Here is a 16,003-nt window from a genome sequence, read left to right on the forward strand (position 1 = left end):
CATGCGCGACAAGCGAATGTCGCTCGACGAGGTGGTCGGCGAGCTGCGCAGCGGAATGACCATCGGCCTCGGCGGCTGGGGCTCGCGGCGCAAGCCGATGGCCCTGGTGCGGGCGCTGCTGCGATCGGACGTCACGGATCTGACCGTCGTTACCTACGGCGGCCCCGACCTGGGCCTGCTGTGCTCGGCGGGCAAGGTGCGCAAGGCCTACTACGGCTTCGTCTCCCTGGATTCCGCGCCGTTCTACGACCCCTGGTTCGCCAAGGCGCGCACCGGCGGCGAGATCACCGTGCGCGAGATGGACGAGGGCATGGTCAAGTGCGGCCTGCAGGCCGCGGCGGCCCGGCTGCCGTTCCTGCCGATCCGCGCCGGGCTGGGCTCGGCCGTCCTGGACTTCTGGGAGGGCGAACTGAAGACGGTCGCCTCGCCCTACCCCACCGACGGCAAGACCGAGACCTTGGTCGCCATGCCCGCGCTGAATCTGGACGCCGCCTTCGTGCACCTGGATCTCGGCGACAAGCACGGCAACGCCGCCTACACCGGCGTCGACCCGTACTTCGACGACCTCTACGCCCTGGCCGCCGAACGCCGCTACCTGACGGTGGACCGCCTGGTGGAGACCGAAGAACTGGTGAAAGCCGTTCCGCCGCAGTCGATCATCCTCAATCGCATGCTGGTCGACGGTGTGGTCGAGGCCCCGGGCGGCGCGCACTTCACCTTCTCCGGCAGCTACGGCCGCGACGAGAAGTTCCAGCGGCACTATGTCGAGGCCGCCAAGACGCCCGAATCGTGGGCCGAGTTCAAGGCGCGCTACCTGGACGTGTCCGAGGACGAATACCAGGCCGCCGTCCGCGCTTTCGCCGAGGAGCAGAAGTGACCAGCACAGAGACCATCACCCGGGCCGAGGTCTGCGTCGTCGCCGCGGCCGAGATCTTCCGCGGCGCGGGCGAGATCATGGCCAGCCCGATGTCCACCGTCACCACGATCGGCGCGCGACTGGCCCGGCTCACCTTCGAACCGGATCTGCTGCTCTCCGACGGTGAGGCGCTGTTCTTCGCCGAGGTGCCCGCGATCGGCGGCAAGGCCCCGATCGAGGGCTGGATTCCGTTCTCCAAGGTGTTCGACGTGGTCGCCTCGGGTCGCCGTCACGTCGTGATGGGCGCCAATCAGATCGACCGGTACGGCAATCAGAACCTGTCGGCCTTCGGTGCGCTGCAACAGCCGTCGCGGCAGATGTTCGGCGTGCGCGGCGCGCCGGGCAACACCATCAACCACGCCACCAGCTACTTCGTGCCCAAGCACACCGCGCGCGTGTTCTGCGAGACCGTCGACATCGTCTCCGGCGTCGGCTACGACAAGATCGATCCGGAGAACCCGGCCTACCGTTTCCATCACCTGCACCGCGTGGTGTCCAACCTGGGCGTCTTCGATTTCGGCGGCCCCGATCACACCCTGCGCGCGCTGTCGCTGCATCCCGGTGTGGCGGCCGCGGAGGTCGCCGAGAACACCTCGTTCGAGATCGCGGGTCTGCGCGAGGCGGGCGAAACCCGGTGGCCCACCGAGGAAGAGCTGCGGATCATCCGGACCGTGCTGGATCCGAAGGGCTTCCGGGAGAAGGAGGTGCAGGCATGACGGGACGGCTGCGGACGCCACTGACCGAGCTGGTCGGCATCGAGCATCCGATCGTGCAGACCGGGATGGGCTGGGTCGCCGGGCCGGGCCTGGTCTCGGCCACCGCCAACGCGGGCGGCCTGGGCATCCTGGCCTCGGCCACCATGACCTTCGCCGAACTCGAGGCCGCGATCGCCAAGACCAAGGCGCAGACCGACAAGCCGTTCGGCGTGAACATCCGCGCCGACGCCACCGACGCGCCCGAGCGCATCGAGCTGCTGATCCGGGAAAAGGTGAAGGTGGCCTCCTTCGCCCTCGCCCCGAAGAAAGAACTCATCGCGCGCCTGAAAGACGCGGGCGTGGTGGTGGTTCCGTCCATCGGCGCGGCCAAGCACGCGGTGAAGGTGGCTGCCTGGGGCGCGGACGCGGTGATCGTGCAGGGCGGTGAGGGCGGCGGCCACACCGGGCCGGTCGCCACCACCCTGCTGCTGCCCTCCGTGCTGGACGCGGTGGACATTCCGGTCGTGGCCGGCGGCGGGTTCTTCGACGGCCGCGGCCTGGCCGCCGCGCTGTCCTACGGTGCGGCGGGCGTGGCCATGGGCACCCGCTTCCTGCTCACCCAGGAGAGCAGCGTGCCCGAGGCGGTGAAGCGCGAGTACCTCGCCCGCGGCCTGCAGGACACCGTCGTCTCCACCAAGGTCGACGGCATGCCGCACCGGGTGCTCAACACCGAACTCGTGCAGAAGCTCGAGCATTCGGGCCGGGCGCGCGGCTTCGCGGCGGCGGCGGCGAACGCGCTGAAGTTCAAGGGCATGACCGGCATGAAGTGGTCGACCATCGTCAAGGACGGCCTGGCCATGCGCAAGCACAAGGACCTGAGCTGGTCCCAGGTGATCATGGCCGCCAACACCCCCATGCTGCTCAAAGCCGGTCTGGTCGAAGGCAATACCCAGGCCGGCGTCCTGGCCGCCGGCCAGGTCACCGGCATCATCGAGGACCTGCCGACCGTCCAGGAACTCATCGACCGCGTCGTCGCCGACGCCCTCGAACGCATCAGGGCGGTCGGCGCACTGCCCGTCGAGGCGACGGCGACCCACTCCTGAGTCAGCGCACCGGGCGCCGTCGGTCTACCCGGACCGGCGGCGCTCTTCGTTATCAAGTACGCGATCAAGTACTGAGTTGATACCCTGGGTAGGTCGCTACCGACGCCGGAGAGGAAACTCGTTATGCAGGCAATGCACCAGAGCGCCGCACGTGAGAACTTCGCGGCGGTCCTCGATGCCGCAACCGAGGACAACGACGAAGTAATCATCACCCGGTCCGGCGGCAAAGGATCCGCAGTGGTGATTTCACTGGCGGAGTACAACTCGATGAAGGAGACTGCCCACCTGCTCGGCAACCCCGCGAATGCCGCATGGCTGGCCAAGGGCATCGCGCAGTATCGCGCGGGTGAGGGCGAGGCACGGGAGCTGATCGAGGTCGAAATGCCCGGGGACCTCGATCAATGACCCGGAAGGTGATCTTCATGAGTACCGGATGGGCAGACTACAAATCCTGGCTCGCCGATGACCGCCGCATGGTCGGGAAGATCAATCGCCTGATCGACGATATCGTGCGCAACGGCAATGCCGAGGGAATCGGCAAGCCGGAGCCGCTGCGCGCGAATCTATCCGGATTCTGGTCTCGGCGCATCGACCAAGAGCACCGCCTGGTCTACGTGGCCACCGACAACGATGTATCGATCATCGCCTGTCGGGGCCACTATGAATGACCAGGGCCGCTACCAGGGCAGGCGGCCGTAAACCGTGTCGTTCTCGGCGCCCCAGCGATAGCCCCAGAGCTGGCCGGTGGGGCCGTCTTCGGGGAGCGTGGCCAGGGCGACGCTGACCTGCGCGCCCTGCTCGGCGGTCCGGAAGCCGGTGTTGCCGTTGAACTCGGTGGCGCAGTAACCGGGGTTGGCGGCGTTCACCTTGATCGGGGTGTCCCACAATTCCTTGGCGTACATGGCGGTGACCATGTTCAGCGCGGCCTTGGAGGCCGGGTAGGAGATGGCGGCGGCCGACCACATCGGGCTGGTCCGATCCATCAGGAAGCCGATGGATCCGACTTCGCTCGACACCTGCACTATGCGAGCCGCCGGGGCCGCGAGCAGCAGCGGGAGCATGGCGTTGGTGATCGTGACGATGCCGAAGACGTTGGTCTCGAAGACTTCTCGCATCCGGTCCACGTCGGTCTCCGACGGCTTGTCGAAGGCTCCGCCCGAGATCCCGGCGTTGTTCACCAGGACATCGAGGCGACCGTAGTCGGCGTCGATCTTCGCGGCGGCCTGTGCGATGGACTCGGCGTCGGTGGCATCGATGCGGAGCGGATGCGCGTCGATACCCTCCGCGCGGAGTTTTTCCGCGGCCGCGGCCCCACGCTCGACATCCCTTGCCCCGACCAGCACGGTGTACCCGCGCTCGCCGAGCTGCCGCGCGGTTTCGTAGCCGATACCCCGGTTGGCACCGGTGATGAGGGCGATCTGCTGTGTTGTCATGGGCTCGAGCCTGGCACCGGAAAACCGGCCGCGGGAGGACCATTTCAGCCTGGTACAGGCTGTACCACGCTGGGCCCGGCCCGATATCCGATACTGAATTCATGACCGATCGGGCCGAGCTGGCGAAATTCCTGACCGCGCGGCGGGCCCGGCTGCGCCCGGCCGAGGTCGGGCTGCCCGAGAGCGGCCGACGACGGACGCCGGGCCTGCGCCGCCAGGAAGTGGCCCAGCTCGCCGGGATCTCGGTGGATTACTACATCCGGATGGAACAGGCCCGCGGCGCGAAGCCCTCGCGCCAGGTGCTGGCCGCGGTCGGCAGGGCGCTGATGCTCAGCACCGACGAACGCGAGTATCTGTTCCGGATCGCCGGGGAGAACCCGCCGACCGCCGGTGGCCCGAATAGGGCCATCTCGCCCTCGACCCGGGTGCTGCTCGACAACATGACCGTGCCCGCCTACGTGGTGGACGCCTGCTACGACATCCTGGCGTGGAATCGGATGGCGGTGCCCTTCATCGGCGATCTGGCCGCCGTCCCGGAGACGGACCGGAACATGATCCGCTGGATGTTCCGGCTCCCCGACGACGCCGAGCCGTGGTCGTCGCCCGCCTCGGTGGACTTCGCCCGCTCCACCGTCGCGGATCTGCGCGCCGTCTACGCGCGCTACCCGGGCAATCCGGCCCTGGCCGCGCTGGTCACCGAATTGCTCGGCCTCTCCGGCCGTTTCGCGCAGATGTGGTCCGAGCACGATGTCGAGGTGCGGCGCGGGCATCACAAGAAGATCCGCCATCCCGAGTTGGGCGAGCTCGAATTCGACTGTCAGGTGCTCTACATCTCCGACAGCGATCAGCGGATCATCGTGTACTGCCCGGAGCCCGGCTCCCCCACGGCGACGGTCTTCGCGGCGATCGCCGCCTCGATCACCCCGGCCGCGCCCGGAGCGATGTGCGCCGCACCGGACCACGCGGGGATTCCCGGCAAGGGCGTGAACGCCTCCACCCTGGCCGCCTTCGGCCCGGCGGCCGCCCGGCCGGAGAGCGCGGCGCTGCCCGCGCCGCGCCCCGCGACCGTCAGAGACGCTCGATGATGGTGACGTTGGCGGTGCCGCCGCCCTCGCAGATGGTGAGCAGGCCGTAGCGGCCGTTCACCCGCTCCAGCTCGTTGAGCAGCGTGGCGAACAGCTTGGCGCCGGTGGCGCCGAGCGGATGGCCGAGCGCGATCGCGCCGCCGTTGACGTTCACCTTCTCCGGGTCGATGCCGGTTTCCTTGATCCAGGCCAGCACCACCGGGGCGAAGGCCTCGTTGATCTCGGCGACGTCGATGTCGTCGATGGACAGGCCGGTCTTCTCCAGCGCCCACTTGGTGGCCGGGATCGGGCCGGTGAGCATCATGATCGGGTCCGCGCCGCGGGCGCTGACGTGGTGCACGCGGGCACGCGGCTTCAGGCCGTACTCCCGCACCGCCCAGTCCGAGGCGAGCAGGGTGGCGCTCGCGCCGTCGGAGATCTGACTGGCCACGGCGGCGGTCAGCGAACCGCCCTCGGCGAGCACCTTCAGACCGGCCATCTTCTCCAGGCTGGTCTCCCGCGGGCACTGATCGATGGCGAAATCGCCGACGGCGACGATCTCGTTGTCGAAGCGGCCGTTCTTGATCGCGTCGCGGGCGCGGTCGTGGCTGCGCAGCGCCCACTGCTCCATCTCCAGCCGGCTGATGCCCCACTTGTCGGCGATCATCTGCGCGCCGTTGAACTGCGACACCTCGCCGGTGCCGTAGCGGTGATCCCAGCCCTGGGCGCCGACGAAGGGCGAATCGAATCCGTACTCCTTGCCCGCGAGCATGGCCGCGGAGATCGGGATCGCGCTCATGTTCTGCACGCCACCCGCCACGATCACCTCGGCGGTGCCGCTCATGATGGCCTGCGCGCCGAAATTGATGGCCTGCTGCGAGGATCCGCATTGCCGGTCCACGGTGACGCCGGGGACGTCCTCGGGGAAGCCGGCGGTCAGCCAGGCGGTGCGGCCGATGTTGCCGGCCTGCGGGCCGATGTTGTCGACACAGCCGACGATCACGTCGTCGACCTGGGCCGGGTCGATCGGGCTGCGGTCCAGCAGGCCCTTCAGCACGGCCGCGCCGAGGTCGGCCGGATGCACGGCGGCCAGCGCCCCGTTCTTCTTGCCGACCGGGGTGCGCACGGCGTCGATGACGAAGGCGTCCCGGACGGGGGCGTACGGGCGGCGGGTGGGTGCAGACATGGAGAGCTCCAAACGGATCTAGCTGACGGTGAGGCCGTCGAGCACGATGGTGAGGTACTGCTTGGCGAGGTTTTCGACGGTGATGGGCCCGCCCGGCTGATACCACCGGACCGCGACCCAGACCGTGTCCCGCAGGAACCGGTAGGCCAGTTCGACGTCGAGTTCGGCCCGGAAGCTGCCGTCGGCGACGCCGTTGGTGAGCACCCGGTGCCAGAGTTCGCGGAATTCGTTGTTGTATTCGTCGATGTAGGCGAAGCGGTCGGAGCCGCGCAGGCGCTTGGCCTCGGCCTGGTAGATGGCGACGGCGGCGTGGAAGTGGTCGAAGGATTCGTAGGAGGCCAGCACCAGCGCCTCCAGGGTGTCGCGCGAGCTCAGGCCGGCGGCGACGATCTCCCGGTAGCGGCCGAACAGGTCATCGAGGAAGCCGCGCAGGATCTCGTCCACCATGGATTCCTTGGAATCGAAGTGGTGGTAGAGGCTGCCGGATAGGATTCCGGCCGCATCGGCGATATCGCGGACGGTCGTGGCGCGCAGCCCGCGCTGGGCGAACAGATCGGCCGCCAGCAGGAGCAGTTCGTTGCGCCGTGCCGATTTCGAGACATCTGCTGATTTCGTGGCGTCAGGTGCGGTCACATAGGTGATCGTACAACCAAGCATTTGCTTGGTCTAGGGCGGCACGCATCACTCCCGCTCGGAGATCGTCCGGGATCAGCGGAAGGAATAGCGCAGCGGCGAGGAGACCGAGAGGTCCGCGAGTAGTCGATCGCAGATGACGACCGGCGAGATACCCGCCCGGGCCAGGCGCGCGACCAGCGCCAATCGTCGTTCGGGGCTGTCCCATTCGACGGTCAGCGGCCCGCGGCCCGGGCCCGCGTCGACCGTCGCCAGCACGCGCGGCGGACCGTTCGGGGTGGGTTCCTCGACGAGCTTGAGCACCATCCCGCGCTGCCACGCGTGGTAGGTGTCCATGTCGGCGCCGATCACCAATTTGTCGGTGGCCGCGCACAATCCCTGCGCGATCTCGTCGGCGAAGGCCACGCGATCGAAATGGAACTGGCGGCAGCGGCGCACGACCTCGAGCAGGTCGGCGCGCACCTCGCGCATCAGCGCGGCCTGCTGGTGCCGGCGCTCGTCTTGTTCGGAGGGCCGGTGTTCGAGGCCGATGCGCCGTGCGCGATCATGATCGCGCTGCATGTCCGCACGGAGTGCACCGCGCGGATCGCGCGCGACTTCGCCCTCGTCGACCGCGTATTGCTCGAGGATCTGCACGGCGCGGGTGGCGGTGGCGCGCTGGGAACCGTGGTCCATGAGTTCGGCGCCGAGTGTGAGCGCGGCGAGGACCATGCTGTCCAGTCTTCGCCTGGCCAGCACGACTTCGCGCACCAAATCGAGTTCCAGTTGTTCGCGGGCATGTGGGCGATCCAGGCCCATAGCCATCGCCCCTCACGGGAGTTTGCGGGATCCGACCACAACCAGCATGGCACACGAAAGCCGCCGACACGCAATGGTTTTTCCGCTGAACAGAAGCCCGTATGCAGCGCAAATAGCGGATGTAGGTAGGCGTTCGCACTCTTGCGCGGGATCGTTGCCGGGTCGCTGGATGACGGACAGCAGGCGCACCGGGCGACCGCACCCGGCGCATCCGCCGGGCCCGGCCACCCGCCGCGAGCAACCGCCGCCGGGTCAGGCGCGCTGGCTGCTGATCGAGACCACCTCGCCGGTCAGATACGTCGTGTAATCGCTGGCGAGCATGGCGATTGTGGCCGCCACCTCCCAGGGTTCGGCGGCCCGGCCGAAGGCCTCGCGTTCGGACAGGGTGTCCAGCAGTTCGGTGGAGGACACCTTGTCGAGGAACGCATGCCGAGCGATGCTCGGCGAGACCGCGTTGATCCGCACCCCCAGTTCGGCGGCTTCCACCGCACTGCACCGGGTCAGCGCCATGACGCCGGCCTTGGCCGCCGCATAGTGGGCTTGACCGTACTGCGCCCGCCAGCCGAGCACGCTGGCGTTGTTCACGATGACCCCGCCGTGCCCGGCCTCGCGGAAGTAGCCCAGCGCCGCGCGGGTGCAGCGGAAGGTGCCGTTGAGCGTGATGTCCAGGACGCGGTCCCACTGCTCGTCGGTCATGTCGACCACCGGCGTCTCGCCGCCGAGCCCGGCGTTGTTGACCATGATGTCGACCCGGCCCAGCGCCGCGGCGGCACCGCGCACCAGCGCGTTCACCTGCTCGGTGCTCTGCACGTCGCACGCGATCGCCGCGACCCGGCGCTCCGGGAACTCGCCCTTGAGCTCGACTTCGGTTTCGGCGAGCCGCCTTTCGTGCCAGTCCGAGACCACCACGTCCGCGCCCTCGGCGAGCAGCCGGCGGGCGGTGGCCGAGCCGATGCCGGTGCCGGCGGCGGCGGTGATGACAGCGGTGCGTCCGGTGAGCAGGCCGTGGCCGGCGACCGGCTGCGGCGCGACGGAAAGATCAGGCATCAGCGAGCCTCTCGCGGCAGACCGAGCACACGCTCGGAGATGATGTTGCGCTGCACTTCGTTCGAACCTCCGTAGATCGTGTCGGCACGGGTGAACAGATACATCCGCTGCCATTCGTTCAGGTCGTCGTTGTCGTCGGCGATCAGGCCCTGCGGCCCGAGCACCGCCATGGCCAGTTCGCCCAGGCCGCGATGCCAGTTGGCCCACAGCAGCTTCGAGACCGAGGCCTGCCCGCTGTCGTCCACCTCGGCGCTGGCCATGGTGCGGATCGCGTGCGCGCGCATCACCCGCAGGCCGACCCAGGCGCGATCGATCCGGTCCGCGATCAGCGGATCCTCGGCCGCGCCGGTGCGCCGGGCCAGCGCCTCGACGGCGGCGAGCTCCTGGGCGAAGCGGATCTGCTGCCCCAGCGTGGACACCCCGCGCTCGAAGGCCAGCGTGCCCATCGCGATGCGCCAGCCCTCCCCCGGCGCGCCGATCACCAGATCGGCGGCGGTGCGGGCGTTGTCGAAGAACACCTCGTTGAATTCCGAGGTGCCGGTGAGCTGGATGATCGGGCGCACCTCGATGCCCGGCTGGTTCATCGGCACCAGCAGATAGGACAGACCCTTGTGCCGGGCCGAGCCCTTCTCGGTGCGCGCGATGACGAAGCACCAGTCCGCGACGTGCGCCAGCGAGGTCCAGATCTTCTGGCCGTTGATCGACCACTCGTCACCGTCGAGGTGCGCCGAGGTGCTGACCGCGGCCAGGTCCGAACCGGCCCCCGGCTCGGAGTAGCCCTGGCACCACAGCTCGGTGACATTGCGGACGCCGGGCAGGAAGCGGTCCTTCTGTTCCCGGGTGCCGAAGGCCAGCACGGTCGGGCCGAGCAGTTCCTCGCCGACGTGCGAGACCCGGGCGGGCGCGTTGGCCTTGGCGTATTCCTCGTGGAAGATCACCTGCTGGCGCACGGTGGCGTCGCGGCCGCCGTATTCCGCGGGCCAGCCGAGGCAGGTCCACCCGGCCGCGGCCAGGTGCCGGTCCCAGGCGAGCCGCTCGTCGAACGCCTCGTGCTCGCGGCCGGGGCCGCCGAGTCCGCGCAGCGCCCGGAATTCGCCGTTGAGGTTCTCTTCCAGCCACGCCCGCACTTCCACGGAAAAGGCCGCATCCTGTGCGGCGGTACTGGAATCTGAGGTCTGGATCGCAACCACGACGGTAGGATAACCTACCAAGCACTTGCTTTGTTAGCCTCTAGACGTAGCGACTTGCCGGTCGCTCGAAAAGGTCAGCGGAACGGCCCAGCGGACGGTGAGGACAACCGTGACAACCCCTGCACAGACGACCCCGATGGCACTGCACGACGCCGCACGGACCTACGGCAGCGCGCCCGCGCTCGCCGACGGCTCGGTCCGGCTGGACTGGAATCAGTTGCTCGCGGCGGTCCAGGAGGTGGCCTGCGCGCTGATCGCGCGCGGCCTCCAGCCCGGCGACCGCGTCGCGATGTGGGCGCCCAACACCTATCACTGGGTCGTCGCCGCGCTCGGCGCGCACTATGCCGGTGCGGCGCTGGTCCCGTTGAACACCCGGTATGTGGCCGAGGAAGCCGCCGACGTCCTCACCCGCGTGCACGCCAAGGCCCTGTTCATCGCCGGCCCCTTCCTCGGTCGCGACCGGCTGGCCGAATTGCGCGCGGCGACACCGGCGCTGGACATCGAGACGATCGTGGTCATCCCGGTGGAACCCGGGACCGCGGTGGAATCGGATGCGCGGGTGCTGGACTGGTCGGCGCTGACGAGCATCGCCACCCTGGTCTCGGTGGCCGACGCGCAGAAGCGGGCCGAGGCCGTCGCGCCCGACGACCTGTCCGACATCCTGTTCACCTCCGGCACCACCGGCCGCAGCAAGGGCACGCTGGTCGCGCACCGGCAGGCGCTGAGCGTGGTCCGCGGCTGGGCCGAGTGCACCACCCTGACCACCGACGACCGCTACCTCGTGGTCAGCCCGTTCTTCCACAACTTCGGTTACAAGGCCGGCATCCTGTCCTGCCTGGTGACCGGCGCGACCATCGTGCCGCAGGCGACCTTCGACGTGCCCCAGACCATGCGGCTGGTGAGCGAGGAGAAGATCACCGTGCTGCCCGGGCCGCCGACCATCTACCAGACCATCCTCGACTTCCCGGACCGCGCCGATTTCGACCTGAGCAGCCTGCGCGTCGCCGTCACCGGCGCCGCGGCCGTGCCGGTGGTGCTGGTCGAACGGATGCGCTCGGAACTCCGATTCGGTGTCGTCATCACGGGTTACGGCCTGTCCGAGGCCGCCGGTTTCGGCACCATGTGCCGGGTCGACGACGACGCGGAGACCATCGCCACCACCTGCGGCCGCCCGATCGCCGACTTCGAACTGAAGCTCAGCGACGCGGGCGAGGTGCTGCTGCGCGGCCCGAACGTGATGCTCGGCTACCTCGACGACCCCGAGGCCACCGCCGCCACCATCGACGCCGAGGGCTGGCTGCACACCGGCGACGTCGGCACCCTGGACGAGCGCGGCTATCTCAAGATCACCGACCGGCTCAAGGACATGTACATCTCCGGCGGTTTCAACGTCTACCCCGCCGAGATCGAGCAGGCGCTGTCCCGGCTGGACGGCGTCGCCGAATCCGCGGTCGTCGGCGTGCCCGACGAACGGATGGGCGAGGTCGGCAAGGCCTTCGTGGTGCGCAAGCCGGGCGCCGCGCTCACCGCGGACGACGTGCGCGCGCACGCCACGACCGTGCTCGCCAACTTCAAGGTGCCGCGCTTCGTCGAGTTCCGGGACGAGTTGCCCTACAACGCGTCCGGGAAAGTGCTCAAGCGGCAGTTACGCGGCGAGAGCTCAGCGCCCGGAGGCGGTAGCGCAGCGTGACCATGGCGGGCGTAGTGAGCGCCGCAATCAGATACTGCGAGGAGAACAAATGACCGAGGGTGTGCCCGATGAGGGTGACGTCGTCACCTATGAGGTGCGAGGGCGGGTCGCGGTCGTCACGCTGAACCGGCCGGACTACCGCAACGCGCAGAACTCCGTGATGACCTACGCCCTGGACGCTGCCTTCGAGCGCGCCGTCGAAGATCCCGAGGTCGGGGTGATCGTGCTGGCGGGCAACGGGAAACACTTCAGCGCGGGCCACGACATCGGCACGCCGGGCCGCGACCACCACGTGCGGTACCCGAACAAGGCGGCGCTGTGGTGGGACCACGTCGACCGGGCCGGCGGCGACCAGCGCTTCGCCCGGGAGACCGAGGTGTACCTCGGCATGTGCCGGCGCTGGCGCGAGATCCCGAAGCCGACCATCGCGATGGTGCAGGGCGCCTGCATCGCGGGCGGGCTGATGCTGGCCTGGGTGTGCGATCTGATCGTCGCCGCCGACGACGCGTTCTTCTCCGATCCCGTGGTCCGCATGGGTATTCCGGGCGTCGAGTACTTCGCCCACCCGTGGGTCATGGGCCCGCGCGCGGCCAAGGAGTTCCTGTTCACCGGCGACCGGTTCGACGCCGCGCAGGCCAAGGAGTGGGGCATGGTCAACCGCGTCGTGCCGCGCGCCGAACTCGAATCCGAGACCTTCGCGCTGGCCGAGAAGATCGCCGCCATGCCGCAATTCGGCCTGGCGCTGACCAAGAAGGCGGTCAACCAGGCCGAGGACCTGATGGGCCTGCGCTCCGGCATGGACTCGGTGTTCGGCCTGCACCACTTCGCGCACGCGCACAACGCCGAGGTCGGCGCCGACTCGCTGGGCGGCATGAACGCCAAGTCGATGAAGGCCACCGCGACCACCCCGGCGAACGCACCAACCGCCACCGTCACCCCGGCGAACGCCGGGGTCCAGGGTTCCCAGGAGAGTTGAGTGGATCTCGATTTCGACCAGGCGACCCAGGAATTCCAGCGCGAAGTCCGCGAATTCCTGGCCGCCAACAAGCCGGCGGCCCCGCTGCCCTCGATGGACACCAAGGCCGGATTCGAGGCGCACCGCGACTGGGAGCGCACCCTCGCCGACGCCCGCCTGTCCGTGGTCTCCTGGCCCGCCGAATTCGGCGGGCGCGACGCCTCGCTGCTGGAGTGGGTGCTCTTCGAGCAGGAGTACTACGCCGCGGGCGCACCGGGCCGGGTCAGCCAGAACGGCATCTTCCTGCTCGCGCCGACGCTGTTCGAGCACGGCACCCCCGAGCAGTTGGAACGCATCATGCCGCGGATGGCACGCGGTGACGACATCTGGGCGCAGGCCTGGTCCGAGCCGGAAGCGGGCAGCGACCTGGCCGGCATCCGCTCCACCGCGCGCCGCACCGACGGCGGCTGGCTGCTGAGCGGGCAGAAGACCTGGAGCTCGCGAGCGGCGTTCGCGGACTGGGCGTTCGGCCTGTTCCGCAGCGACCCGGAGGCCGAGCGGCACCGCGGGCTCACCTACATGATGTTCCCGCTCAACGCCGAGGGCGTCTCGGTGCGCCCGATCCCGCAGCTGGACGGCGAACCCGGTTTCGCGGAGATCTTCCTCGACGACGTGTTCGTGCCCGACCAGGACGTCATCGGCACCGTCAACGACGGCTGGCGGGTGGCGATGAGCACCTCCAGCAACGAGCGCGGCCTCTCGCTGCGCAGCCCCGGCCGCTTCAGCGCGACCGCGCAGCGGCTGATCGAACTGTGGCTGGAGACCGGCGACCGCACCAACACCGCGCAGCGGGACGCGGTGGTCGACGCCTGGCTCGGCAGCGAGGCCTACCGGCTGCACACCTTCGGCACCGTCACCCGGCTCAACGAGGGCGGCAAGCTCGGCGCGGAATCCTCCATCACCAAGGTCTTCTGGTCCGAGCTCGACATCGCCATGCACGAAACGGCCCTGGATGTGCTGGGCGCCGCGGGCGAGCTGGCCGGGCCCTGGACCGACGGCTATCTGTTCTCGCTGTCCGGCCCGATCTACGCCGGCACCAACGAGATCCAGCGCAATATCATCGCCGAGCGGCTGCTCGGACTACCGAGAGGGAGCAGCCGATGAGGTTCGCGCTCAGTCCCGAACAACTCGACTTCGGCACCAGCCTGCGCAAGCTGCTCGACGCCGGGCAGACGCCCGCCGCGGTGCGGGCCTGGGCCGCCGGTGACGCGCGTGCCGGGCAGGCCCTGATCCGGCAGCTCGCCGGCTCCGGGGTGCTCGGGCTCGGCGTCGACGAGGCGCACGGCGGGGTCGGCGCGGAGCCGATCGATCTGGTCGTCGCGTTCCTGGAGATCGGCCGGGCGGGCGTGCCGGGACCGCTGGTCGAGACCGCGGCCGCGATTCCGGCGCTGCTGCAGGCACTTCCGGACCAGGAACTGGCGCAGCGCTGGCTGCCCGGTCTCGCCGAGGGCACGGCGCTGGGCTCCATCGCCTTCGCCGCGCCGGACCAGGACCCGGTGGTGCTCGACGCCGACATCGCCGAGGTGGTGCTGGTGGTGGACGGCACCGAGCTATGCCGGGCCGAGCACCAGACCCTGGTCCGCTCGGTCGATCCCGCGCGGCGACTGTTCACCGTGCGCCCGGGCGAAGCCGTCGCCGAGGGCGAGGCGGTGGCCGAGGCCGCCGCCGTCGCGTTCGACACCGGTGCGCTCGCCGCCGCCGCCCAGCTGCTCGGCGCGGGCCGCGCCCTGCTGCATCAGGCGACCGAATACGCCAAGCAGCGCAAGCAGTTCGGCAAGCCGATCGGCGAGTTCCAGGCCGTGAAGCAGAAGCTGGCCGACGTGCTGATCGGCCTGGACCTGGCCGAACCGCTGCTCTATCGCGCCGCGCTGACCCTGCGCGCGGGCACCCGCGCCCGCGACGTGTCGGCGGCCGTGCTCACCTGCGGCGACGCCGCCTACGCCGCGGCCCGTGCGGCCTTGCAGGTGCACGGCGCGATCGGCTACACCGCCGAATACGACCTGTCGCTGTGGCTGACCAAGGTGACCGCGCTCCGCTCCGCCTGGGGCACCCCGGATCTGCACCGCTCCCGCATCGCCCGCGCGCTGCGCGACGAGGTCATCCAGGACCGGGCCGTGCGAGGTGAGCCGTGACCAGCCCCGAACACCAGGAGTTCACCGCCTCGATCCGCGCCCTGCTCACCAAGCACGCGGGCAGCGCGGCCGTGCGCGCCGGCTACGACTCCGAGGCGGGTTACGACACCGCCCTCTGGCAGCGGCTCTGCGAGCAGATCGGTGTCGCGGCGCTGGCGATCCCGGAGGAGTACGACGGGATCGGGGCCTCGGTGCTCGAATCCCTGCTGGTCGTCGGCGAATTGGGGCGCACGCTGTCCGACGTGCCGATGCTGGGTTCGGCGGTGCTGGGCGCGCAGGCGGTGCTGCTCTCCGGTGACGCCGAGGCGTGCGCCCGGCTGCTGCCCGGTGTCGCCGACGGCAGCCGCACCCTGGCGGTGTGCTGGGCGGGGGCGCGCGGCTGGGACGATTTCGGCGTCCGGGCCACCGGCGAGACGCTGAGCGGCACGGCGCATTACGTGCTGGGCGCGCACGCGGACACGCTGCTCGTCCTGACCGCGGCGGGCTTGTTCGAGGTCGCCGCCGACGCCGCCGGGGTCACCCGGCGCGCGGTCGCCACCATGGATCCGACCCGCAAACTCGCCGAGATCACCTTCGACGGCGTGACCGGGCAGCGGCTCGGCGCCGCGGATCCCGTGGAGCTGGCGGCGCGACTGCGCGAGATCGGCTGGGCGGCAGTGGCCGCCGAGCAGGTCGGCGCGATGGAGCAGTGCCTGGAGACGACGGTCGAGTACAGCAAGTCCCGGGTGCAGTTCGGCCGGGCGATCGGCAGCTTCCAGGCGCTCAAGCACCGCATGGCCGACATGTACGTGCTGCTGGAGTCCGCGAAGTCCGCCGCCTACGCGGCCGCCGCCGCGGTCGCCGAGCCCGGCCCCGCGACCGCCGAGGACGTGTGGGCGGCACGCGTGCACTGTTCGGAGGCGTTCACCCACATCGTGGCCGAAACCGTGCAGCTGCACGGCGGTATCGCGATCACCTGGGAGCACGACGCGCACCTGTTCTTCAAGCGCGCGCACGGTGACGCGCAGCTGTTCGGGCAGCCGAGCCGTCCGCTGACACCGGCGCGCTGACGGGCGGCCCGGGTTCGGCCACGCGACCGAACCCGGGTGCGTCCCGTGCTGT

The 16,003-nt window shown here is 69.7% G+C and carries 17 protein-coding genes; 11 read left to right on the top strand and 6 right to left on the bottom strand.

What is annotated here, in order from left to right:
- Window position 1: 1 nt before the first annotated feature.
- From AB0I43_RS27300 to AB0I43_RS27320, 5 genes are all read left to right on the top strand, one after another.
- Window positions 2-877: a CoA-transferase gene (locus tag AB0I43_RS27300; RefSeq protein ID WP_357432805.1), complete on the top strand. Its 876-nt coding sequence runs from the start codon at window positions 2-4 to the stop codon at window positions 875-877.
- Window positions 874-1,632, top strand: coding sequence for a CoA-transferase (locus AB0I43_RS27305; RefSeq protein WP_356974863.1), 759 nt, complete (start codon window positions 874-876; stop codon window positions 1,630-1,632). Before AB0I43_RS27300 ends, AB0I43_RS27305 begins: the two co-directional genes overlap by 4 nt.
- Entirely contained in the window at window positions 1,629-2,714 is a 1,086-nt protein-coding gene (locus tag AB0I43_RS27310; RefSeq protein WP_357432806.1) for a nitronate monooxygenase, read from the top strand. Before AB0I43_RS27305 ends, AB0I43_RS27310 begins: the two co-directional genes overlap by 4 nt.
- 123 nt (window positions 2,715-2,837) lie before the next feature.
- Complete coding sequence (locus AB0I43_RS27315; protein ID WP_357432807.1) at window positions 2,838-3,119, top strand: type II toxin-antitoxin system prevent-host-death family antitoxin; 282 nt, start codon at window positions 2,838-2,840, stop codon at window positions 3,117-3,119.
- A 17-nt stretch (window positions 3,120-3,136) separates the two neighbouring features.
- On the top strand, window positions 3,137-3,382 hold the full coding sequence (locus AB0I43_RS27320; RefSeq protein ID WP_357432808.1) for a Txe/YoeB family addiction module toxin: 246 nt from the start codon (window positions 3,137-3,139) through the stop codon (window positions 3,380-3,382).
- A gap of 9 nt (window positions 3,383-3,391) precedes the next feature.
- On the opposite strand, the gene AB0I43_RS27325 is transcribed toward AB0I43_RS27320, so the two are convergent.
- On the bottom strand, window positions 3,392-4,147 hold the full coding sequence (locus tag AB0I43_RS27325) for an SDR family oxidoreductase (protein WP_357432809.1): 756 nt from the start codon (window positions 4,145-4,147) through the stop codon (window positions 3,392-3,394).
- A 101-nt stretch (window positions 4,148-4,248) separates the two neighbouring features.
- Between AB0I43_RS27325 and AB0I43_RS27330 the strand changes: the two genes are divergently transcribed.
- A complete protein-coding gene (locus AB0I43_RS27330; RefSeq protein WP_357432810.1) occupies window positions 4,249-5,232 on the top strand; it encodes a helix-turn-helix transcriptional regulator in 984 nt (327 codons plus the stop codon).
- On the opposite strand, the gene AB0I43_RS27335 is transcribed toward AB0I43_RS27330, so the two are convergent.
- The 5 genes from AB0I43_RS27335 to AB0I43_RS27355 all read right to left on the bottom strand — a co-directional run bounded on the left by AB0I43_RS27335 (window position 5,216) and on the right by AB0I43_RS27355 (window position 10,065).
- A complete protein-coding gene (locus AB0I43_RS27335; RefSeq protein WP_356974856.1) occupies window positions 5,216-6,397 on the bottom strand; it encodes an acetyl-CoA C-acetyltransferase in 1,182 nt (393 codons plus the stop codon). The two genes, AB0I43_RS27330 and AB0I43_RS27335, sit on opposite strands and share 17 nt — an antisense overlap.
- Before the next feature lie 18 nt (window positions 6,398-6,415).
- Window positions 6,416-7,054, bottom strand: coding sequence for a TetR/AcrR family transcriptional regulator (locus AB0I43_RS27340; RefSeq protein WP_356974855.1), 639 nt, complete (start codon window positions 7,052-7,054; stop codon window positions 6,416-6,418).
- Window positions 7,055-7,105: 51 nt separating this feature from the next.
- On the bottom strand, window positions 7,106-7,828 hold the full coding sequence (locus AB0I43_RS27345) for a hypothetical protein (protein WP_357432811.1): 723 nt from the start codon (window positions 7,826-7,828) through the stop codon (window positions 7,106-7,108).
- Between the two features lie 252 nt (window positions 7,829-8,080).
- Window positions 8,081-8,875, bottom strand: a complete 795-nt coding sequence (locus AB0I43_RS27350) for an SDR family oxidoreductase (RefSeq protein ID WP_356974853.1) — start codon at window positions 8,873-8,875, stop codon at window positions 8,081-8,083.
- Window positions 8,875-10,065, bottom strand: coding sequence for an acyl-CoA dehydrogenase family protein (locus tag AB0I43_RS27355; protein ID WP_357432812.1), 1,191 nt, complete (start codon window positions 10,063-10,065; stop codon window positions 8,875-8,877). Before AB0I43_RS27355 ends, AB0I43_RS27350 begins: the two co-directional genes overlap by 1 nt.
- Window positions 10,066-10,174: 109 nt before the next feature.
- On the opposite strand from AB0I43_RS27355, the gene AB0I43_RS27360 reads away from it, so the two are divergent.
- Genes AB0I43_RS27360 through AB0I43_RS27380 form a run of 5 tightly spaced genes read left to right on the top strand, consistent with a single transcriptional unit; the run spans window position 10,175 to window position 15,951 of the window.
- Complete coding sequence (locus AB0I43_RS27360) at window positions 10,175-11,755, top strand: FadD3 family acyl-CoA ligase (RefSeq protein ID WP_357432813.1); 1,581 nt, start codon at window positions 10,175-10,177, stop codon at window positions 11,753-11,755.
- Between the two features lie 49 nt (window positions 11,756-11,804).
- Window positions 11,805-12,731, top strand: coding sequence for an enoyl-CoA hydratase (locus AB0I43_RS27365; protein ID WP_356974849.1), 927 nt, complete (start codon window positions 11,805-11,807; stop codon window positions 12,729-12,731).
- A complete protein-coding gene (locus AB0I43_RS27370) occupies window positions 12,732-13,874 on the top strand; it encodes an acyl-CoA dehydrogenase family protein (RefSeq protein ID WP_357432814.1) in 1,143 nt (380 codons plus the stop codon).
- Window positions 13,871-14,902, top strand: a complete 1,032-nt coding sequence (locus AB0I43_RS27375) for an acyl-CoA dehydrogenase family protein (protein ID WP_356974845.1) — start codon at window positions 13,871-13,873, stop codon at window positions 14,900-14,902. Before AB0I43_RS27370 ends, AB0I43_RS27375 begins: the two co-directional genes overlap by 4 nt.
- Complete coding sequence (locus AB0I43_RS27380; RefSeq protein ID WP_357432815.1) at window positions 14,899-15,951, top strand: acyl-CoA dehydrogenase family protein; 1,053 nt, start codon at window positions 14,899-14,901, stop codon at window positions 15,949-15,951. The genes AB0I43_RS27375 and AB0I43_RS27380 overlap by 4 nt, the downstream gene beginning before the upstream one ends.
- The last annotated feature ends 52 nt before the right edge of the window (window positions 15,952-16,003 follow it).

The organism is Nocardia sp. NPDC050435, assembly GCF_040655395.1.
Taxonomy (GTDB): Bacteria; Actinomycetota; Actinomycetes; order Mycobacteriales; family Mycobacteriaceae; genus Nocardia.